Here is a 22782-nt window from a genome sequence, read left to right as displayed (position 1 = left end):
TCCTTGTCTCGCTTTTTCATGTAGTGCCTTTCAACGCCTGCATCTAGCTAGTCATTATTTTAAAAAAACATGTCGGCATGCCGTCACGGAAGCTTCTTTTTTTGGCAAAATATTAGCTACATAAACTGCAATTATCGACACGATCTTGCGATGATCACTATAATGACCTTTCATAACATTTTTTAAGCAAAAGACTTGAAAGTCAAAAAAGGTCAAACTATAATAGTGTTAAAAGGTCAAAGATAGTCAAAGTCAAAAGGAGGTTATATCTATGATGTGTCAACAATGTCAAGAAAGGCGAGCTACTGTTGGATTGAACATTCAGGTGAATCAGGAGAAACATCAGCTTCGTTTATGCCGTGTGTGTTTTGAAAAGCTACAGGCGGAAAATAAAATACCATCCCATTTTGGAGGAGGTATGCCACACGATTTATTTAACCAATTTGGCTTTTCAAATATGAATGCTAACCAATATGATGAGCAACAAGCTAACCGTGGAGGGGGAGTGCTTGATCAGCTAGGTCAAAATGTGACCCATGCAGCAAAAACAGGATTAATCGACCCGGTCATTGGACGAGATGAAGAAGTAGAGCGTGTGATTGAAATTCTTAACCGTCGTAATAAAAATAATCCAGTGCTTATCGGAGAGCCTGGAGTTGGAAAAACTGCGATCGTTGAAGGGCTTGCCCTTAAAATAAGTGAAGGAAACGTCCCTGCTAAACTACTAAATAAAGAGGTCTATCTACTTGATGTGGCATCTCTCGTTGCTAACACAGGTATACGAGGACAATTTGAAGAGCGTTTAAAACAATTAATTGCTGAATTACAACAGCGTAAAAATGTTATTTTATTCATTGATGAAATCCATCAGGTCGTTGGTGCAGGGTCAGCAGAAGGAGCGATGGATGCAGGGAACATTCTTAAACCGGCACTTGCACGAGGTGAATTACAAGTTGTGGGAGCGACAACCTTAAAGGAATATCGAACGATTGAAAAAGATGCGGCACTTGAACGGCGCTTTCAACCTGTGATGGTGCATGAGCCTGCACTTGAAGAAGCAGAAGCGATTTTGAAAGGGATTCAAGCGAAGTATGAGGATTACCATCAAGTTTCCTATACGGCTGAAGCTATTACCGCTTGTGTGAACCTGTCACATCGTTACATCCAAGATCGTTTCCTACCTGACAAAGCGATCGATTTACTTGATGAAGCGGGATCAAAAGCCAATCTTGTTTCGGGAGCTCAACCTCAAGGAGAGGTTGACCAACGACTTAATGAGATCATGAAAGAAAAAGAACTTGTACTAAAAGAAGAAAATTATGAACAAGCAGCTAAATTACGGGATGAAGAAGAACGTCTTGTAAAGCAACTTAATAAAAACACAGATACAAAAGCAGTTGTTGACGTCTCACAAATTCAAGCCATTATTGAGAAAAAAACAGGCATTCCAGTAGGGAAACTCCAAGAAACTGAAGCTTCGAAAATGAAGAGCTTAGTAGATAATCTAAATAAAAAAGTGATCGGTCAAGAAGAAGCTGTGAAAAAAGTAGCTAAAGCTGTCCGAAGATCACGCGCAGGCTTGAAAGCAAAACATCGTCCCATTGGCTCATTTCTATTCGTTGGCCCTACAGGCGTGGGGAAAACCGAATTGACAAAATCATTAGCAGAAGAGCTCTTTGGCTCAAAAGAGGCGATGATCCGTCTTGACATGAGTGAATATATGGAGAAACATGCCGTGTCTAAATTAATCGGTTCACCTCCTGGTTATGTTGGACATGAAGAAGCCGGGCAGTTAACAGAAAAAGTTCGCAGAAACCCTTACTCCATTATCTTACTGGATGAAATTGAAAAAGCCCATCCAGATGTGCAACACGCCTTTTTGCAAATAATGGAGGACGGCCGTCTCACTGACAGTCAAGGACGGACAGTGAGTTTTAAAGACACTGTGATTATCATGACAAGCAATGCCGGTGTTGGTTCTAAAAAAGTGACAGTCGGTTTTGGAGCAAATGAAGCGTTAAATCAAACCTCTCTATTAGACTCACTCTCATCTTATTTTAAGCCAGAATTTCTTAATAGATTTGATGCGATTATTGAGTTTAAACAGTTGGAGAAAGACCATTTAATGATGATTGTAGATCTCATGCTCGACGAATTACAAACGACATTAACGGAGCAGAATAGGACGCTTCACGTCTCAGCAGAAGCAAAAGAAAAGCTTGCAGATTTAGGTTATCACCCGTCATTCGGTGCGCGCCCTTTACGTCGCACTTTACAGGATCAAGTGGAAGACCGCCTCACCGATTTAATTCTTGAGGACGATGCCATTACCAACATCTCTGTGACCGTGGAAAATGGTGAAATTAGTGTGAGTGTTTAATAGCGCAGCACCCAGTGGAAGACAAGGAGAAAAGAAAACGAGTTGTTACAACTGACTAAAGTTGAGAAGTTTCTTTTTCCATAAGTTATCTAAACTATAGGAAACGCCCTGATTCCAGTATGGCAATGGATTCAGGGCGTTGTTATTACATATTTATGTCGATAGACTGTGCTTAAATCTTCTTCTAATCGAATTGGCAATGAGCAGGAATAATGAAAAGGGGCGTTAGTATTAAGAACTATTAAGCAGCATTATCTCATCCTAAGACATATGCGTGTGCGTGTAAGTTTGGAAGTGTATATTTTCTTTTAGATGTTTTCAAATAGGAAAAGTTGAAGATTTGTCAGACAATAGTCATGTTAATAGTCGATAACGCCTCGTGAAAATAACTAGATAATATTATTTCTAGTCTCTAATTATATGACGTAAGTCTCATTTTTAAAGTTAAATGTTTTATATAAGTTATAAGTGGAACGAGAGAGGATGTATGGAGAAATCCTAATAGTCTGACAATTAGATTGGAGGATTGATCCGGTATGACACATCGGATTGTGAGCCACAAAGCATTATGTCTGTATAAAGAATAGCACCTTATCTCAAATTCAGTCAGTATGTGATATTAAAAGAATTTATAGGAGGTATGTGTGATATGGTACAAGATTTATATCCATCTAGATTAAATGAGAAGGCATCTATTTTTGAAAGGAAAGATCCTGTTATCCATAACGAAAAAGCGTATGAGGAAGGTCCTTTGTCGCGAAAAGAGTTGAACTTTTACGACCAAAATGGCTATATTATGTTGGAAAAATTCTTTGATGATGACCAGCTAAATATGATGAAGCAAGAGCTTCAGTATACGATGGACCAAAACCGTCATCGCGACTCTGATGAGGTGATAAAAGAACCGAGCAGTAATGAAATTCGTTCCATATTTGAAGTTCATAAAGACGGAGGTTTTTTTGAGAAGCTATCTCAAAATGAACGGCTCGTTAAAATTTGTGAACAGATTCTTGGCAGTCAAGTGTATATTAACCAATCGCGAATAAATTTCAAGCCAGGCTTTAAAGGAAAAGAGTTTTATTGGCATTCAGACTTTGAAACTTGGCATATGGAAGATGGGATGCCGCGAATGCGCGCATTAAGTTGCTCCATCATTTTAACAGATAATTATGAGTATAACGGGCCCCTTATGCTTATACCTGGTTCCCATAAGTGGTACGTCTCCACATCAGGAGAAACACCTGAAGATAATTATAAATCGTCATTGCAAAAACAAGAAGTAGGCGTTCCAGACAATAAAAGTATGGAATGGCTCGTTAAACAAGCTGGCGGTCAAATTGATCGTGCTACTGGCCCGGCAGGCTCCGTTTTATTATTTGAATGTAATACGATGCATGGGTCTGCCGGTAATATTTCACCGTATCCACGGAGTAACGTCTTCTTCGTCTATAACTCTATTAAAAATAAGCTAGAAAAGCCGTTCGGTGGTACGGAACCTCGTCCTGAATTTTTAGCTAATAGGGATAATGTCAAACCAATTGAACCAGCCAAAAGTTTAAACTACTCACGTAAATATTAAATAGCGTCATAAAGTGCTTGCCTTTATAATGGGGCAGGTGCTTTTTACGTAGCCGGCTTAACACATGAAATAGAGGAATCCAAATCAAATGGGGAAGAACAGTCATGAACATGCTATATTGTTGTTCACTTTAAAAGCGAATCACGTTACGTTTGTCTCAGTATCTTCATTTAATTATCTTTGAAAGATACAATTTATTTTCTATCTGTAGGTGTTTACAATTACCGGAAAGGTCAGTACAATAGAAGACAATATGATAGCCGTGTTCGCACTAGGGGCGCTTTAGCTGAGAGACAGGTGTAAGTCCTGTTAACCCTTTGAACCCGATCTGGATAATACCAGCGTGGGGAAGTGCAGGTACACACATGTAGCCTGGTTATTAAAGGGGCTTTTATTACATGGACGTAACTGCATCTTCCTTATTAGGAAGGTGCGTTTTTTATTTGTGCGAGACTCATAGACTAAAAGTGACGCTTCAGTGAGGCGCGGTGATCATATAATGAAAATATGTAGGAGGCCATTTATTATGCAGGGGTTAAGTTGTGGAACGAGCAGAATTGTAGGGTGTCGATTTTCAGTATACCCTATGACAGACAATTTCGTGGATGTCATTAAAGGAGCATTGGAGGAAGTGGATACATCTAAAGTGTGGCAATACACCGATGATGTAAGCACGTGTATTCGCGGTCGTAGTGAGCATGTGTTTGATGTAGCTAAGGCTATTTTTATTCATGCGGCGAAAACAGGGGTTCATGTTGTCTTCAACGGGACTTTTTCAATTGGATGTCCGGGAGACTCAGAAGGAGACACGTATATGTCACAGGATGATAGGCGGATGAATGAAGAGAAATCCCAAGCTGAAAAGGTGACTGCCGCTTCACAATTCGCCCTTTATCCTATGAACAATCCAGATTACATGCAAATCATCGCTGATCAAGTACAGGTTGCCGAAAAGCATGGCACTTTCACAAAAGGGGTTCATTATGCGAGCCGATTAGACGGTGATGCAAATGACGTCTTTCGTACGTTGGAAGAGGCATTCACGAACACATCGAAAACATCAGATAGAAGTCATGTGACCATGACGGTAGCCATCTCAGCCAATAGTCCATCAAAAAAAGACATGTAGGAGGGCACTACGTATGATGAAGCAATGGAAGTTGAAAGAAATCGTATTAATGTCGATCTTTGGCGTTGTTTTCGCTGTCATTTATCTTCTGTTTTATTTTTTCGGGCAAGGGTTGCGAAACTTTTTAACCCCTTTTGGTCTCGCGCCATTTGGCTACGAAATCATTTTTGGCATTTGGTTTATCGTGTCGATCATCGCAGCATATGTCATTCGTAAACCAGGAGCCGCCTTTTGGTCAGAATTAATTGCAGGAACTGTGCAAGTATTAATCGGAAGTCCAGCTGGTCCGAGATTAATTATATCTGCAGCGATTCAAGGGATTGGAGCAGAGATCGTATTCCTCGCTACGCGTTATCGTAACTTCTCGCTTCATATTCTTGTGCTTGCAGGGATGTCTGCAGCAGTATTTAGTTATGCATGGGGATGGTTTTCTTCCGGATTAGCCGCACTTACTCCGGGTCTCATAGTAGCGACACTGGCTGTAAGAATATTAAGTGGAGCGCTACTCGCTGGTGTTCTTGGGAAATATATCAGTGATCAATTGGCACAAACCGGGGTTTTACGAGGATATGCGTTAGGAAAGGAGCGTCAGGAAAAACGTGAAAAATCAGCATCCTGATGACCGTCATCCGATCATTCGTGTGGAAGATCTCGTATTTGCTTATGAAAAAAATCACGAGAAGCCTCTTATTGATCACGTTAGTTTCACTCTTGAAGAAGGTGAGCTGACTCTTTTAATGGGGGCGAGTGGATCTGGAAAAAGTACACTAGCTCTTAGTTTAAATGGCCTGTATCCAGAAGTGGTAGAAGGTTTTCAACAAGGCAGCATTTTTTTTCGAGGTCTCCCTTTGGAAAGCTATGAAAAAGGGGTAGTAAACAAGCATATCGGCATTGTGTTTCAAGATCCAGAAAGTCAGTTTTGTATGGTGACGGTTGAGAATGAACTAGCTTTCACCATGGAAAACTGTTCAATTCCGAGAAGTGAGATGAAAAAACGTATGGACGATGTGCTGAAGATAACGGGTTTAACTAACATGAAAAAGCGTGCCATTCATGAATTGTCTGGTGGTCAAAAGCAAAAAGTTGCCTTAGCTTCTGTCTTATTATTGGAACCGGACGTCCTTATTCTTGATGAACCGACAGCCAATTTGGACCCAGTTTCCAGCCTAGAATTTATTGAGCTCGTAGCAGAACTTCAACGGAAAACACGTTTAACGGTTGTGGTCATTGAGCATCAATTAGATGATTGGCTTCCTTTCGCACACCGTATTCTTGCTTTAGGGAAAAATGGGCGTCTCTTTGCAGATGGAAAACCTAAAGACGTGCTAACGGAGGAAGCCGACCAATTTAAATCTGAAGGTATTTATTTACCGTGCGAAAAAGCAAGCGTTCAAAGTCCAGTTGCTAATGATCCCTATGACAGCCATGAGGCGATATTGCAGATAGAAAACTTAACGTTTAATCGAAAAGAAAAAAAGATATTAACAGAGTTGAGCGTATCACTACGGAAAGGTGAGTTTATCGCGATTGTTGGAGAGAACGGGGCAGGAAAATCGACACTTCTTCAAGTGATGGCAGGATTACTATCTCCTAAACAAGGGAAGGTCATTTTTCTTGGTAAAGCGCTTGATGAATGGACTGAAGGCGATTTGCGTCGGGCCATGGGATTTGTTTTTCAGAATCCCGAGCATCAATTTATTACCGATACTGTAGCTGATGAATTGGCATTTGGGATGAGGCTTAACGATCAGAATCCCTCTGATATTGAAAATAAAGTGGCAGAACTTCTTCATCATTTTCAGCTAGAAAATCATCGATGGCACAATCCTTTTTCCTTGAGTGGCGGTCAAAAAAGGCGTTTAAGTGTGGCTACGATGCTTGATGAGACACCTGAGCTGTTGTTATTTGATGAACCGACATTCGGTCAAGATGCCCATACAACCACTGAATTAATGAAAATTATCCTCGATTTGAAAGCAAACGGAACGACGATTGTTTTTGTGACACATGATATGAATCTAGTGGATATGTATAGTGAGCGGGTTATCGTATTGGATGAGGGACGGCTAGCGTTTCAAGGGATACCAGCAGAGCTATGGTCAGATCACGAGCTCGTCTATCGCGCACGGCTGCGGCTTCCGCATCGTTTGCAAAAGCAAGTGAAAGCAGGGGAAGTCATATGATTTCATCGGTAAATCCAGCGATTAAAATGACGGCAATTCTCATTCCTGGTGTCCTGCTGAGTTTTAGTTTTGATATTTTCACTCCGCTTGCTTACTTACTATTTATTATCACGGTTACGTTTTTATTTAGTGATATTCCGTTAAAAAAATGGCTGCTTGTGTTTTCTCCATTTGTTTTTCTGGCGTTAGGGTTTGCTTGGATGACGGTGCTATATACGAGTGATGGGTTCAGTGATGGTGCCTTATTATTTGAATTTTTATGGTTTGAAGTAACGACAGGAGGTGTCATGGTTGGGATCAGCCTTGCACTTCGTTCCCTTTGCTTTGTTGCTTTATCATTATTGTTTGTTCTAACGACAGATTCTACCGCATTTATGCTTAGTTTGATGCAACAATTCAAGTTGCCGCCTAAGCTGACGTATGGCATACTTGCCGGCTATCGTTTTTTGCCCACCTTTAAACATGAATTTGAAGTGTTAAAACAAGCGCACCGCATCCGTGGTGTGGGAAGAGCTAAAGGGATTAAGGGACGTATTAATCAATTTCGTCGCTATGCCATTCCGTTGATGGCCAATGCCATTCGCAAAGCTGAACGGGTTGCGATTGCGATGGAATCGAAAGGCTTTACTGGCTCGACTGATAGGACGCATTATCATTATATGACAGTAGGAAAAAAGGATTGGATATTTTTTGGCGGCATTGTAGGCGTCTTCTTTCTCGTCATTTTCGTCTCCTATTCTCTCGGCTATTTAAATATTTTTGGTCATCAATTTGGTTAATAAAGAGAGAAGCACTCAAAAGTTACGGAAGGTGGCTGGAAAACTGAGGAGAGCTGCGTAAAAAAGCAGGGTAGATGCTGAAAGAAGAAAGGTTAATGCTGAACAGTCGAGTAGAGTTGCGTAAATAATCGAGTTTGATGCTGAAAATCGAGGAGTTACTGCTGAATTCAAGGTCAGCAGCCTCATTATAAAGAAGGTTATCACCAAAATGGGATAACCTTCTTCCTTTCAAACCGAAATGTTAGTACGTAATAGGTGAACCTGGTCCTAGATCAATACCGAGGTACATCCAAAGAATTAACATCACTGTCCAAGCGATTGTAAAGAGGACCGTATAAGGGAACATAACCGATATGAGCGTTCCAATCCCTAGTTTTTTATCATATTTCTGGGCAAAAGCAATAATAAGGGCATAATATGTCATTAATGGTGAGATAATATTCGTCGTTGAGTCAGCGACGCGATAAGCCATTTGTGTCAATTCCGGTGAGTAACCGAGCTGCATCATAATTGGCACAAACACAGGCGCCATCATCGCCCATTTCGCTGAAGCACTTCCGATAAATAAGTTAATGAACCCTGCCACGAGAATAAAACCGAGTATTAGTGGAATCCCTGTTAAATTAGCAGCTTCAAGTGCTTCAGCCCCATAGACACCGAGGACAAGTCCCATGTTTGTTTCGGCAAAATAGGCCACAAACTGACCTGCGGTAAATGCAAGCACGATAAACATCCCCATGGAAGCCATCGTATCTGATAATTGATTGGCCACATCCTTATCATTTTTAATGTTACGTGTGACAAGACCATAGACAAGTCCTGGGATAAAAAACATGATCATAATGATCGGAACGAGTGAACTCATAAATGGTGATTGAACAATCCCGCCATCTTCAGCGCGTAGTGGCCCATTTGCCGGGACAATCGTTAATGCGAATAAAATGGCACCGATTAGAAAAGCAATGCCGGCCCAAATGAGGCCTTTTTTCTCAGTAGCATCCAATCCTGTAAGCTTTTCACGATAATCCCCTTTATAGTCGCCTAGTCGAGGTTCGACGAGGCGCTCTGTCACCCATGCTCCTACTATAGTTAATAAAAATACTGACACGATGATAAAGTAATAGTTCATGGCAATGTTCATGCCTTCTGCGTATGCTGGATCAATAATAGCAGCTGCAGATATGGTTAATTCACCAAGCATGGGGTCTGTAGCTGAGAGGAACAAGTTGGCACTGAACCCGGCTGATACACCAGCGAACGCAGCAGCCAGTCCTGCTAACGGGTGCCGACCGATTGCTGCAAAAATGACAGCGCCTAGTGGGGGCAACACAACATAACCAGCATCAGAAGCCACACTTGACATAATACCTGCAAAGACAAGCCCTGCCGTGATTAACACGCGAGGTATGGAAAGAACAAACCCACGTAAACACGCACTAATTAATCCCGTTCGCTCAGCTAGTCCGATCCCTAACATCGTAGCTAAAACAACCCCGAGTGGTGCAAATCCAATGAAGTTATCGACCATACTTGAGAACACATATTGCAAGCCTTCAGTGCTCATTAAGTTGGTGACTTCGACAATTGTACCTTCTTCGCCTGGATGCTCTACACTGATCCCAAAACTTGAAATAATACCTGATAGGATGATCACAACTACAGCTAAAATAGCAAATAATGTGACCGGATGAGGAAGTTTATTCCCCGTTGTTTCAACTATATCAAGGAACTTTTGAAATAACCCTTTACGTTTTTTCTCCAATCTAAAAACCCCTTTCATACTAAACTGATGTCATATGAAGTCAGAAAGCCCATCTCATTTTTAGGTCATCGAAAATAATCACTCCCTAGTATATAGGTTAGAGAACATAATTTGAATATATTTTCAAAAAGTAGGAAAAATGGAACATTGAAGGTACTTTCTGAAGGGGGATAGGATAGATCATTTAAAAAATCAGTAATATAGTTTTATTTGTCTTCAGTAAAAATGATAGAAGGTTTGAAAGTTTATGTATTATAGGGGGATAGTGTATGGGTCTTTTTTAGGTTAAAAGTAATAGTTTTAGAGGACCGAAATTATCGTAATTAAAAAAACGTGTAAGAAAAAATATCAAATGCTAGTGGAAAAATAATATCTTTGTCTAAAAAGTCGTATGTATTCTCCTTTTAAGAAGAAAACTGTAAAAGAAAAAGGAGATTCACTGATAGACAAGTCACAGTAAAGGAGATGAAAAAGTGACCTTTAGACATGAGATACGAGCGTTAAACGCAGAGGCGTCACAATACGCTTTAATCATTCATTTAGACGGACAGTTAACAGAGTTTGCTAAAGAGCTTGGTAGTACACCGGAAGTAAGACAAGATTTTATGGTTAATGTGAGACAGCTAGCTAGAAGCAAATACCCTTCTTTAAAAGTAACAATTGTTAAAGTGATGGTCGGGGGGATGTTATTTTCATCCATTCCGTTATTTGATAATAAGACTGTCTCGGCAGCAACAACACAATCTGTAGAGACAGGTTCTATTTATTATCACGTAAAACAGGATGATACTCTCTGGCTTATTTCACGAGCTTATAATATATCGGTAGACACAATTAAAAGAGCCAATGGATTAAAGTCAGACGCTATTGAACCAAATCAACGTCTGGTACTTCCTCAAGCCTTCCATACTGTACAAGCTGGAGAATCTCTATCTGTAGTGGCGAGGGATTATAAGATAACAGCGGACGCTATTCGTCAAGCGAACAAGCTATCAGGTGATAACATTCGAACGGGCCAATCCTTAATTATTCCAATTATAATAAGTACTACCGTACCAGAAACATCACCTGGCCCTGAGAAAGAGCCATCAGCCACACCGATTGCAAATGGGAGTGCTCAGCAAAGTACGTATACCGTCGTGTCAGGCGATAGTTTATCACTTATCGCTAAACGTTTCGGCATAACGACAGAAGCCCTCAGGACTGCGAATCATTTAACGTCAGATTCGATTCGGATAGGACAAACGTTAACCATACCAGGACAAAATCCTACGTCGTCCTCTCCACAGGCACAAATAATTGATTCCATATACACGGTCGTATCAGGAGATAGCTTGTCAGTTATAGCGAAACGTTTCGGCACGACGACAGTAGCGTTAAGAAGTGCAAACAACTTGACGAGCGATGTGTTGCAAGTAGGTCAGCGCCTCGTGATCCCAGGAACGACGTCGCCAGCACCACCGCCAAGTGGCTCAACAAGTACGACGTACACGGTCGTATCAGGAGATAGCTTGTCAGTCATAGCGAAGCGTTTTGGAACGACGACCGTAGCGCTAAGAAATGCGAACAACTTGACGAGCGATGTGTTACAAGTAGGTCAGCGCCTCGTGATTCCAGGAGCCACGTCACCAGCACCACCGCCAAGCGGCTCAACAAGCACGACGTACACGGTCGTATCAGGAGATAGCCTATCAGTTATAGCGAAACGTTTCGGGACGACGACAGAAGCGTTAAGAAGTGGGAATAACTTGACGAGCGATGTATTGCAAGTAGGCCAGCGCCTCGTGATCCCAGGAACCACGTCGCCAGCGCCACCGCCAAGCGGAGGAACAGGGACGACGTACACGGTCGTATCAGGAGATAGTCTATCAGTCATAGCGAAGCGTTTCGGCACGACGACAGAGGCGTTGAGAAGTGCGAACAACTTGACGAGCGATGTGCTGCAAGTAGGTCAGCGTCTGGTGATTCCAGGAGCCACGTCCCCAACGACTCCCCCAAGCGGTTCGACAGGGACGACGTACACAGTCGTATCCGGGGATAGTCTGTCAGTCATAGCGAAGCGTTTCGGGACGACGACAGAGGCGTTGAGAAGTGCGAATAACTTGACGAGCGATGTGTTGCAAGTCGGGCAACGCCTGGTGATTCCAGGAGCCACGTCGACTCCCCCAAGCGGTTCAACAGGGACGACGTACACAGTCGTATCCGGGGATAGTCTATCGGTCATAGCGAAGCGTTTCGGCACGACGACAGTAGCGCTAAGAAGTGCGAACAATTTGACGAGCGATGTGCTGCAAGTAGGTCAGCGTCTGGTGATTCCAGGAGCCACGTCCCCAACGACTCCCCCAAGCGGTTCGACAGGGACGACGTACACAGTCGTATCCGGGGATAGTCTGTCGGTCATAGCGAAGCGTTTCGGCACGACGACAGAAGCGTTGAGAAGTGCGAACAACTTGACGAGTGATGTGTTGCAAGTAGGTCAGCGTCTGGTGATTCCAGGAACGACGTCGTCAGCGCCACCGCCAAGTGGAGGAACAGGGACGACGACGTACACGGTTGTATCAGGAGATAGCTTGTCAGTCATAGCGAAGCGCTTCGGCACGACGACAGAGGCGTTGAGAAGTGCGAACAATTTGACGAGCGATGTGTTGCGAATAGGTCAAGTACTAACAGTTCCTAATGGTCAAACGACTCCTCCACCAACAGAGGAAAGAACGACCTTTACGTATAGAGTTGTGTCAGGTGATACGCTATCTAAAATTGCAACACGATTTGGCGTGACAGTTACTTCCATAAGAAGTGCCAATCATTTAACAAGTGACATGCTTCAAGTCGGACAAGCACTCACGATACCAGATGGTAAAAATGCCCCGAACCAAACGGGAGTAAATACGATCACTTACACGACACATACGGTTGTGTCGGGAGATAATATTTGGAATTTAAGTATTCAATATGGCATTCCCCAAACAGAATTACTGAGAACCAACAATTTAACGGCGAATAGCTCCCTTTCAATCGGACAAAAATTAACTATCCCTGTTCATCATATAGGGGTTAAAGAAGTTGTCAGTGCACGCCATGGAGAATTTCTCGATTGGTTCACTGAAGCTCAATATGTGTTTCCCATTGGAAAAACAGCAACTGTAACAGATTTTGAAACCGGCCGAAGCTTTAAAATAAAACGAACAGTGGGATCTGGCCATGCAGACAGTGAGACGTTAACGGTCACAGATACAAATATTGCAAAATCTATTTGGGGAGGATTTTCTTGGACCCCGAGAGCCGTTATCGTAGAAGTAGACGGAAGGAGACTTGCGGCTAGTATGGACTTCATGCCTCACGATGTCCAATTTATTACGAACAACGGCATAACCGGTCACTTTTGTATTCATTTCTCTAACAGTATCCGCCATGTGGATGGTAGACCAAATGCGCAACACCAAGCACAAGTGGAACGGGCAGCAGGACTGCGGTAAAAAATGTGGCTGGCGAGGTAAGGGCATGTACTTTAAGAATAAGGAATAACATAGTAATAACAAAAGAGCCTATTTTACAAGGCTCTTTTGTTATTAAATGATATGCTTTTTTGAATCGAAAAAAGGCTAGTGTTGATGAAAGGTATAATGAAAATAAAAGAATAAGGAGTAAACATAACTGAAATTTTATAATGCAATGTTACGCTCAATAAAACGAATATTATCGTCATTATAAACGACGAATTGGAACGAAAGATGGCGACTCCTGTGGGAAAAAGCGAGGTCTGAAAATCCATTATCCTGAGCGTTGCAAAGGCAGAGTTAGTTGAAGACGAGCCCCATGGAAAGCCTCTCTCTGTATTGAAGGTGACTTATAACGTTCGGAAATAACTATACAATAATAATTTATCACAGATAACCGCATTAGGAGAGGGCTTTAACAGTTGAGATATTACTTTCTATATGTATAATAAAATGAAGTATAGTAGTTAAAGTATTTTTCAAGGAAGTGGACCGGTTGTCTAACATCATCATGTCACATTACCCCTCAACAAATATGGGTGCTGATTGTACAAGCTGTTTTGGCTTGTGTTGTGTAGCCTTACCTTATGCAAAGTCAGCAGATTTTCCATGTAATAAAGATAGCGGAGTGCCTTGTGAAAATTTGGGGACAGATTTTCGTTGTGGCATTCACAACAATTTAAGATCAAAGGGATTTCGTGGCTGTTCGGTATATGAATGCTATGGAGCGGGTCAAAAAGTCTCACAATTCACTTATAATGGGATCGATTGGCGAACTAATTCAGAATTAGCTAAAGAAATGTTTCTGGTTTTTCCGATTATGCAACAACTATATGAAATGCTTTACTACATAGATGAAGCACTTTGTAGAGAAGAAGCGCAACCTCTTCATCATGACTTAAAGAAGCTGTTTAAGGATACAGTACGTCTCACTAATCTTAAAGGGACTGTTATACTTACTCTTGATGTTCAACGTCATAGAGTGAAAGTGAATGAATTCCTTTTAAAAACAAGTGAATTAGTAAGAAAAGAAAAAATAATAAAAGAGACGAAACAGAAGAGAGTAAGTGATTTCATCGGTGCTAATTTAAGGAGAGAGAATCTTTGTGGGCGTGATCTAAGAGGGGCTTTACTTATTGCGGCCGACTTGAGAGACGCGGATTTAAGTTATACTGACTTAATTGGTGCGGACATGCGAGATGCTGATATACGAGGTGCCAATCTAACCGGAAGTCTATTTCTTACTCAGGCTCAAATAAATTCAGCTAAGGGAAATAAGCATACTAAGTTGCCATCATCGTTAAATAAACCTGATCATTGGCTAATATAATAGTCAACTGACTGACTTTCACAGTTAAATTTTTATCTTAAAAAACTAATCAATGATAAAGCGGCCCTTCAATCAGTGGCCCTTTTCGTCTTTTTTCACTTACTAGTAGTTGAGAGTGAATCAGGACATTAACGTTCGAATCTCCCGCCTCAATTGAGTTAGCTCTCCTCTCTATATTAGCCGGGAGTGCTTATATGTGATTAAAAAAGACGGTGACTCCCGGAGAACCAGGAGCGTCTGAAGAAGCAATGATGCGAAAGGGTCTATCCCATTATTTAGCTGAAGGAGAACCTGCGGGAAAGCGACTGTCTGGAGCAGAAAATCACTGTATGATTCTCTTTTTATAGGTGTGTATGTATTATAAATTAGTTCAACTTAATAGTTATTCGTATAATTAAATTAAGTCAAAATGTTGAAGACAAAAAAGAGGGAAGGTCTCCTCATGGTTAAAAACAAACTCCTTAATAGGCTAAATATGACAAAACGAGACGAGGAATTAGTCCTGTCTCGTTTTTTAGAATGACATAGTAACTCATGAATAAACTGCGTTACTTCTTTTTTAATACTTCATCCCGCACACCGTGATCTTCTGACAATTTGCGCTTTTTGTTTAGCTTCAGCCAAAAATAGACGCCGAACACTAAACTACCAAAAAAGAAAAAGAACAAAAACAGTGTGTCAAGGGCGAATTCCCATTGCATAATGAAAAACTCCTATGAGGGATTGACAGGAGAAAAATCTTCCTCAAAGTCATCCATCTCTTTTGTATATCCTTCGTACATGTAGACAAATGGGCAAAATCGGGTAATACCTTCTGCGACGGACATTGATCCAAAGATAACACTCATTAAGGGTGATGATTGTCGTCTGTACGTTGGCTTAGCTAAGGCAGCAGCTCCCCAACTGACTAGTGTTAGTCCAAAAGTGATTCTAATTAGCGCATTAAGTGTTCCAATATTCGGTCTAAACATTGTGATCCTCCTTCGTTTAATGAAAATGTAATAATATCCTTACCTCACTAAAGGGAAAATATGTTACGATAATGTAAACGGTTACTTTGTTGCCGTTTCAATTTTTAGCGTACCATTGTGAAAGACTCAACATTATAAATAATCCTAAGATCAGTTGGTGATAATATGGTAAAAGGATATTTACATTACTGGACTAAAAAACAGATACGTGAACATCAAGCTGTTGTGAGAGGAGAAATAGCTCCCACTCTTGTCATTAAAAATGCAACTTACTTAAATAGCTATCGAAAAAGCTGGATGAGTGGGAATGTGTGGATATACCAAGATCGCATCATTTATACTGGTAAAGGCATGCCTGAAAATATGGGAGGCACAGACATTTTTGACGCCACGGATAAATGGGCTGTTCCAGGATATATTGAACATCATGCTCATCCGTTTCAGTTATATCATCCCCTCACATTGGCCAAATATGCATCTGAAAGAGGAACAACCACACTTATCAATGACAATATGCCTTTCTTTTTCTGTTTGGACAAAAAGAAAGCGCTTACGTTTTTAGATGACATGCAGCAGACCCCTGCAACTATGCTATGGTGGGCAAGGTACGACAGCCAGACAGAATTAAAAAATGGCAATGATGTTTTTTTATACTCACATTTAAAGACTTGGATCGATCACCCTTATGTTGTGCAAGGTGGAGAATTAACAGGTTGGCCTCGTGTGCTGAGTGGAGACGATCAAATGCTTCATTGGATGCTTGAAACGAAAAACGCACGGAAACCAATTGAGGGCCATTTGCCAGGAGCCGGAGAAAAAACATTAAGTCAGATGGTGATGATGGGTGTCGGTGCGGACCATGAAAGTATGAGTGGAGAAGATATACTCAAGCGGCTAGATGCCGGAATGCGAGCTTCATTACGTTATTCATCCATTAGACCGGACTTACCTCATATCTTAAGAGAACTTCACGAACAACACTTTTGCCATTATGACCACCTTATGATGACAACAGATGGCGCCCCACCACATTTTTTAATAGATGGCATGATGGATCGCTTAATTTCATTAGCTGTAAAAGAAGGTGTTCCTTTTATTGAAGCAGTAAATATGGTGACACTAAATGTAGCAAGGCACTATCACATGGAAGATGTGATGGGGGTGATTGCTCCAGGTAGATCTGCTAATATTAATGTATTGTCCACTAAAGAGAACGCCCTTCCAAGCGATGTTTTAGCAAAAGGAACGTGGGTCCGTAGAGACAATAAGCCTTGTTTTCCTGATACAAATATTGATTGGGGAAATTATGGTTTTTCTCCCCTAGAACTAAGCTGGGAACTTACAAGGCAAGATTTTCATTTCTCAATGCCTTTAGGTTTGAAAATGACAAATAATGTGATTATGACCCCTTATCAGATTCAGACTGATTTAACGAGAGAAGAATTGCCGCCTCATTCAGATGAAAATTTTATGATGTTGTGTGACCGACATGGTGGTTGGCTAGTAGCAACGTTAATTAAAGGATTTGCCAATAATCTATATGGCTTTGCCAGTTCATTTTCATCATCAGGTGATATTATCCTTATAGGAAAAAGCAAACAAGGACTCTTGGATGCCTTCGAACAATTGAAAAAACAAAAGGGAGGTATCACGTTAATTGATCGCGATAAGGTAGCTGCTTCCATAACACTACCGCTTGGTGGGATGATGTCTCATTTGACAATCGACAATGGCTTAGCAGATGAGGAAGTTAAGCTGAAAAATGCGCTAAAAGAGAGAGGTTATCTATTTGAGGATCCCATCTATAGCCTGCTGTTTTTTTCTGCAACACACTTGCCGTATGTTAGAATCACACAAAAAGGAATCTTTGACGTTAAAAAGAAAAGGGTACTCTTTCCTTCAATTATGCGTTAAACTAGAGAAGTGTAGAGAGACGAAAGGATAATTTATAATGAAAACACAAACAATTGGATGTTTAATAATGTTAGCGCTATTAACCGTTGGCTGTAGCTCTAATAACAGTGAAGGAAATTCGGAAGTCAACAGGACTTCAGAGAACAATGGTTCTGAGCAGGCTGCCCATGCGGAAGAATCAAACGCCAATAATGTGTTTCCGCTTACCGGCATAAAGACGAGTGAAGATGTGGACCAACGTGCAATCGGTATCATGATTGAAAATTCACAATCGGCTAGGCCGCAATCTGGACTGTATCAAGCCGATGTGGTTTATGAAGTCTTATCAGAAGGTCACATCACCCGGTTGCTGTCGCTGTTTCACAGTCAACAGCCTGAGCGAATAGGTCCTGTTAGAAGTGCTAGAAATTATTATGTTCATTTAAACAACGGATATGACGCTATTTATGCTTCAGCTGGCGGTAGCCCGGGAGCATTGGAGCTTATAGCTCAGCAAGGGTATCCTCACATCAACGCCTTAAATTATGATGGGAGCTTTTTTACAAGATGGTCTGAGCGATCAGCTCCCCACAACATGTATACTTCTTATAGTCAATTGGTGGATGCAGCGGCCGATGTAGGCTTAACGATGACAGATCGAGAACCTCCTGAGTTGCCATTTTCTGATGAAACAAGTCATGCCGAGGCTAGTGAAGACGCGTTAGAAGTGTTAATAGATTACAACAGCACATCTAATAATGTATTATTTGATTATGACGAACAAACAAAACGTTACATACGTTCAGTTGGTGGCCAACGAGTCGATGATCTGGATACAGGAGAACCAGTAGCACCTAAAAATATTTTTGTGGTAGCTGCTTCTCACCAAGTGATTGATGACCAAGGACGGCGACACATTAATATTGAATCTGGTGGTGCTGCCTATTTGATTCAGAATGGACAAGCAATCGAAGCAGAATGGAAAAATGTAGACGGCGTCATTTTACCTTTTAAAGATGGAGAGCCATTAAACTTTTTGCCGGGACAAACGTGGATTAACTTCGTGGAAGATATCGGCGATGTGTCGTATCATTCTGCACCATGATCGAAGAAAGGATGAAACATGACCATGCAAATTGATAAATTAAGAGGAAAAGAATTAGACCAACTTTTTAAAGCCATATTAAGTCTAAAAGATGTAGAGGAGTGCTATACATTTTTTGATGACCTCTGTACGATGAACGAAATACAGTCCCTCGCTCAGCGGCTGGAAGTTGCACGTATGCTCATGGAAGGCGACACATACCAACGTATTGAGAAAGACACCGGTGCCAGCACTGCTACAATCTCAAGAGTTAAGCGCTGTATCAACTACGGGAATGACGGTTACAAATTTGCCTTGGACCGAGTAGCTGAAGAAAAGGAATAATTCTTAAAGATCTGGTCGCATCCAGGTCTTTTTATTTTGGAATGACATGATGGAAAATAGGGGGGAGAAATGACGGATTATTGCTGAAAATCAGAGCGGAAGTGCGTGAAAAAGTAGAGGTTTGCTGAAAAACTAAGGGTGATTGCTGAAACTCCGGATAGTGTTGCGTGAAAACGAGGGGTTAATGCTGAAACAAGGCAGAGTTGCTGAAAATCAGGGAGAAGCTGCGTGAAAAATAAAGGTTGTTGCTGAAAATCAAGGCGAAGTAGCGTAAAAAAATAGGGTTGTTGCTGAAAATCAAGAGGTTAATACTGAAATAGTCCTTTCCTAGAGTACGAATAGTCAAATGGAAGGCGATAAGCACTATAATTATACTTTCCTATCAGCTGGACATTCATCGTTTTGAATAAATAAGTAATCGCATTCCTTGAATCTACCTTCAAAAAAATGCGTGCATGTTTATTTGTAATGACGTTGTTAATTAACAATGAATAATCCTCTAATGCCAGTAAATGCGCAAGTCTTGATTGATATCCGCAAAAGTCACAAATCCACACTGCGTAGTGCCTCCGCATACCATATTCACGACACTTCTCACATCTGACGCCGAAGATCAATTCATTTTTATCAATATTAAATTCTTTTAAAACATCCAATCTTTTTGGTACATGTAATTCTAATAATTTTTTATTTAAATCATGAAGCATATTGAATTGAAGAGGATGTTTAGAGGATTCTTTTCCTAATTCACTTATTGTGGCGAGTACTGCATGAGCGTGTAAAACAGAGGAATTCCTATTCTCTATAATTGTAGTAGGATGACTGATAACAACAAAAGGGTTGATAGTAATTTGAGGGAACCTGTACTTTTTGAGCAAACGACGTAGATGAACATGCTGCATTTGTACTTGAGATATAGGATCAAGATACCCTTCAGTTTCACCGTGGATAGTCCGTCTCATTTGGTTAAGTGATGTGTCAAAGGACAGAACTCCAGAGAGATTCTTAATTTCAAAAATGCAAAAAAAAGTTGGTGTAAGGAGCAATGTATCTAACTGAAAAAAACGGCTCATTCCGTCTGGTAATCTAAGATCATTGATGATGAAGCAGGTGTCTAATTCTAAATAGTCAAGATAATAATCAAGAGCTAATTCACCTCGATAGCCTTTTTTATACTTCGCTAACATTTCTGCAACTGTAGAGGTTTTAGGATGAGAAGGTGGGAGACGTCGAAGCAAAGAATCAAGTTGAAGAAGTGGTACGGGGATCGTACGTGGTTTAGAAATCAATAAAATACCTCCTTTTCAAATGACTATTCGACAATAAGGTAGTAAATTCCTTTTTTTATATGGGAGAGAAATTTCAAAGTTAATGAAAGACTGCTGAGAATAAAGCCAACGTTGCGTAAAAAAGTAGAGGTAGTGCTGAAAAACTAAGGGTGATTGCTGAAACTCCGGATAGTGTTGGGTGAAAACGAGAGGTTAATGCTGAAACAAGGCGGAGTTGCTGAAAATAAGAGTGGCGTTGCGTAAAAAAGCAGAGTTAATGCTGAAAAACTAGGGATGATTGCTGAAAATCAGATAAGCTCCTAAAATTAAATGAGAATCAAAAAACAAATTTGGTCCTTGACCCGTGGTAAGAAGCTAACCCAAAAATGATCCTTGAGCAGCCCCAAAGTGGCCTCTGACCCCAAGGTGAGAAAGCCGACCTAAAGTGGACCAACATAGGAATTGCTGATAAAACGATAATGAGGCGGGAACTCATTCCCGCCCTAATGTCATTAAAAAACAACGGTTTTATTGTTATGGGCAATAATACGATCTTCCAGATGCCATCCTACAGCTCGGGCTAAGACAGATCGTTCAATATGACCGCCGATACGTTTTAAGTCATCCACGTGGTAGCGGTGATTAACGCGATGGACATCTTGTTCAATAATTGGCCCTTCGTCCAGATCATTCGTAACGTAATGGGAGGTGGCACCAATCAATTTAACGCCTCGCTCGTATGCTCGTTCATAAGGCTTCGCCCCAACAAAAGCAGGGAGAAATGAGTGATGGATGTTGATGATTTTCCCTGGATAATGAGCGACAAACTCCGGTGAAAGGATCTGCATATAACGCGCTAAGACAATAACATCCACTTTATCCTTCAAAAGAGCAAGCTGTTCTTGTTCTGCTTCTTTTTTGGTCTCCTTTGTCACGGGAATGTGATAAAAAGGAATATTGAATGACTCTACTAGTTCCCGATGGTCTGGGTGATTACTAATGACCATTGGGACTTCAGCAGTAAGATCTCCGGATTGTAATTGCCATAATAACTCAAGGAGACAATGTTCTTGTTTGGAAACAAAAATAGCCATTCTTTTTAACTGGTCGGCAAAGGAAAGCCGCCATTCCATCTTAAACGTGTTAGCTACTTCCTCGAATTCTCTTACTAATGTGTCCTCATAATCTTTCATCTCAGGCATGTCGAATGCGACCCGCATAAAAAATTGTCCGCCTTCAGGGTCGGTTGTATATTGGTCAGATTGTACAATATTCGCTTTTCTATCGTATAAAAATTTTGACACAGCAGCCACGATACCTGGTTGATCTAAGCAGGTGATCAGTAATCTGGCATGATTTTGGTGGCGGTCAAAATAAGCTTGTAATCGGTGATTCATTTTTACGTTCATAATATCCTCCAATCATTTATTAAATAAATCGACTAAATAGGGGCTGCTGAATAATCATAATGCCATTTCGTAACTAGAGGTACCACTGTTTATCGTGGAGATCTGCCACAGAATTCGCTTTTTCCGTTCTGTGGGCTTCTCCGCTATGCCAGTACAGCCTCTTTAAGCATGGCACAATTTTTTGACTACATAGTAGAATTTATTTGGCGCGTTATGTCAAAAAATCCATTGTCATCGTTGACATATCAAGGTATTCAGTCAGATGAAAGTAAGTGATTTTTTCTAGCTTCCTTGAAAATGAACTGCACTAAAGGGATAAAGTGTTAAAATGCATAAACATTATTATACCATGCCCTATATCTCTTTAGCATATAAATTTAATCACACTAAAAGGATTACTGTCGAGACTCCTTACGTTTTTTGATATACTATGTCACAGACAAATATAGATTGGAGATATAGATAATTATGAAAGCGTACCATGAATGGCGACATGTTTTTAAATTAGATCCTGCAAAACCAATTGATGAGACAGCCCTTGAACAGCTGTGCGAATCAGGGACAGATGCCATCATCATTGGTGGAAGTGATAATATAACAGAAGAAAATACGTTAGACTTACTTATGCGTGTACGTCGCTATAGTGTAGCTTGTGCCCTTGAAGTAAGTACATTAAATGCTGTTGTCCCGGGATTTGATTACTTTTTAATTCCGTCAGTCTTAAATACGCGGAATACCACGTGGCTTAATGGCTTACACCACCGTGCTTTAAAGGAGTTTGGACATATGATGAATTTTGAAGAAGTTTTATCAGAAGGGTATTGTGTCCTGAACAAAAACTCGAAAGTGGCTCAAGTGACGGAAGCTGAGACAGACTTAGGGAAAGATGACGTTGTGGCTTATGCGAGAATGACCGATCAGCTATTCCATATGCCGATTTTTTACCTAGAGTACAGCGGAACTTACGGCGATCCTGATACGGTGCAAGAAGTGAATCACATTCTTGAGAAATCACAATTGTTTTACGGTGGCGGTATCACCTCTGTGGAGCAAGCGGAAGAAATGGCGGAGCGAGCGGATACCATTGTTGTAGGAAATGTAATCTATACAGATTTAAAGACAGCCCTCAAAACCGTTCATGCTGTCAAAAAGCAAGTGGACGAGCGGCAATAA

The 22782-nt window shown here is 41.0% G+C and carries 17 protein-coding genes and 1 riboswitch; of the genes, 12 read left to right on the top strand and 5 right to left on the bottom strand.

What is annotated here, in order from left to right; genetic code table 11:
* Positions 1 to 271 precede the first annotated feature (271 nt).
* The 6 genes from BK581_RS08705 to BK581_RS08680 all read left to right on the top strand — a co-directional run bounded on the left by BK581_RS08705 (position 272) and on the right by BK581_RS08680 (position 8050).
* On the top strand, positions 272 to 2380 hold the full coding sequence (locus tag BK581_RS08705) for an ATP-dependent Clp protease ATP-binding subunit (RefSeq protein WP_078577802.1): 2109 nt from the start codon (positions 272 to 274) through the stop codon (positions 2378 to 2380).
* Positions 2381 to 3029: 649 nt separating this feature from the next.
* Positions 3030 to 3959, top strand: a complete 930-nt coding sequence (thpD, locus tag BK581_RS08700) for an ectoine hydroxylase (RefSeq protein WP_078577801.1) — start codon at positions 3030 to 3032, stop codon at positions 3957 to 3959.
* 263 nt (positions 3960 to 4222) lie between these two features.
* Positions 4223 to 4326: riboswitch (TPP riboswitch) on the top strand.
* A 159-nt stretch (positions 4327 to 4485) separates the two neighbouring features.
* Positions 4486 to 5088 (top strand): YkoF family thiamine/hydroxymethylpyrimidine-binding protein, encoded by a 603-nt coding sequence (locus BK581_RS08695; RefSeq protein WP_078577800.1) that lies wholly within the window; start codon positions 4486 to 4488, stop codon positions 5086 to 5088.
* 13 nt (positions 5089 to 5101) lie between these two features.
* A complete protein-coding gene (locus BK581_RS08690; RefSeq protein ID WP_211273954.1) occupies positions 5102 to 5707 on the top strand; it encodes an ECF transporter S component in 606 nt (201 codons plus the stop codon).
* On the top strand, positions 5688 to 7271 hold the full coding sequence (locus tag BK581_RS08685; protein WP_078577799.1) for an ABC transporter ATP-binding protein: 1584 nt from the start codon (positions 5688 to 5690) through the stop codon (positions 7269 to 7271). Before BK581_RS08690 ends, BK581_RS08685 begins: the two co-directional genes overlap by 20 nt.
* A complete protein-coding gene (locus tag BK581_RS08680) occupies positions 7268 to 8050 on the top strand; it encodes an energy-coupling factor transporter transmembrane component T family protein (RefSeq protein WP_078577798.1) in 783 nt (260 codons plus the stop codon). Before BK581_RS08685 ends, BK581_RS08680 begins: the two co-directional genes overlap by 4 nt.
* A 241-nt stretch (positions 8051 to 8291) precedes the next feature.
* Here BK581_RS08680 and BK581_RS08675 read toward each other — a convergent pair whose 3' ends face one another.
* On the bottom strand, positions 8292 to 9812 hold the full coding sequence (locus tag BK581_RS08675) for an AbgT family transporter (RefSeq protein ID WP_078577797.1): 1521 nt from the start codon (positions 9810 to 9812) through the stop codon (positions 8292 to 8294).
* 473 nt (positions 9813 to 10285) lie between these two features.
* Here BK581_RS08675 and BK581_RS08670 point away from each other — a divergent pair, with 473 nt between their 5' ends.
* Together BK581_RS08670 and BK581_RS08665 are read left to right on the top strand one after the other, a co-directional pair.
* Positions 10286 to 13288 carry a LysM peptidoglycan-binding domain-containing protein gene (locus BK581_RS08670; protein ID WP_078577796.1) on the top strand — a complete coding sequence of 1001 codons (3003 nt, stop codon included), beginning with the start codon at positions 10286 to 10288 and terminating at the stop codon, positions 13286 to 13288.
* 532 nt (positions 13289 to 13820) lie between these two features.
* Complete coding sequence (locus tag BK581_RS08665; protein WP_078579899.1) at positions 13821 to 14639, top strand: pentapeptide repeat-containing protein; 819 nt, start codon at positions 13821 to 13823, stop codon at positions 14637 to 14639.
* A gap of 548 nt (positions 14640 to 15187) precedes the next feature.
* Here the strand turns inward: BK581_RS08665 and BK581_RS20115 are convergent.
* Positions 15188 to 15340 (bottom strand): hypothetical protein, encoded by a 153-nt coding sequence (locus BK581_RS20115; RefSeq protein WP_169837623.1) that lies wholly within the window; start codon positions 15338 to 15340, stop codon positions 15188 to 15190.
* A 12-nt stretch (positions 15341 to 15352) separates the two neighbouring features.
* Positions 15353 to 15610 (bottom strand): YgaP family membrane protein, encoded by a 258-nt coding sequence (locus BK581_RS08660; RefSeq protein ID WP_078577795.1) that lies wholly within the window; start codon positions 15608 to 15610, stop codon positions 15353 to 15355.
* A 165-nt stretch (positions 15611 to 15775) separates the two neighbouring features.
* Here BK581_RS08660 and BK581_RS08655 point away from each other — a divergent pair, with 165 nt between their 5' ends.
* Genes BK581_RS08655 through BK581_RS08645 form a run of 3 tightly spaced genes read left to right on the top strand, consistent with a single transcriptional unit; the run spans position 15776 to position 18932 of the window.
* The gene (locus tag BK581_RS08655; protein ID WP_078577794.1) at positions 15776 to 17524 is read left to right on the top strand and encodes an adenine deaminase C-terminal domain-containing protein; all 1749 of its coding nucleotides are present in this window, start codon (positions 15776 to 15778) and stop codon (positions 17522 to 17524) included.
* Between the two features lie 37 nt (positions 17525 to 17561).
* Complete coding sequence (locus tag BK581_RS08650) at positions 17562 to 18608, top strand: DUF3048 domain-containing protein (protein WP_078577793.1); 1047 nt, start codon at positions 17562 to 17564, stop codon at positions 18606 to 18608.
* 24 nt (positions 18609 to 18632) lie between these two features.
* A complete protein-coding gene (locus tag BK581_RS08645; protein ID WP_078577792.1) occupies positions 18633 to 18932 on the top strand; it encodes a YerC/YecD family TrpR-related protein in 300 nt (99 codons plus the stop codon).
* Positions 18933 to 19237: 305 nt separating this feature from the next.
* On the opposite strand, the gene BK581_RS08640 is transcribed toward BK581_RS08645, so the two are convergent.
* Positions 19238 to 20221, bottom strand: coding sequence for a nuclease-related domain-containing protein (locus tag BK581_RS08640; protein WP_078577791.1), 984 nt, complete (start codon positions 20219 to 20221; stop codon positions 19238 to 19240).
* A gap of 491 nt (positions 20222 to 20712) precedes the next feature.
* Entirely contained in the window at positions 20713 to 21609 is an 897-nt protein-coding gene (purU, locus tag BK581_RS08635; protein WP_078577790.1) for a formyltetrahydrofolate deformylase, read from the bottom strand.
* 468 nt (positions 21610 to 22077) lie between these two features.
* Between purU and pcrB the strand changes: the two genes are divergently transcribed.
* On the top strand, positions 22078 to 22782 hold the full coding sequence (gene pcrB, locus BK581_RS08630; RefSeq protein ID WP_078577789.1) for a heptaprenylglyceryl phosphate synthase: 705 nt from the start codon (positions 22078 to 22080) through the stop codon (positions 22780 to 22782).

Origin of the sequence: Salipaludibacillus agaradhaerens, from assembly GCF_002019735.1 — a bacterium.
In the GTDB taxonomy this organism is placed as follows: domain Bacteria; phylum Bacillota; class Bacilli; order Bacillales; family Salisediminibacteriaceae; genus Salipaludibacillus; species Salipaludibacillus agaradhaerens.
This window is presented reverse-complemented; position numbering and strand designations above follow the sequence as displayed.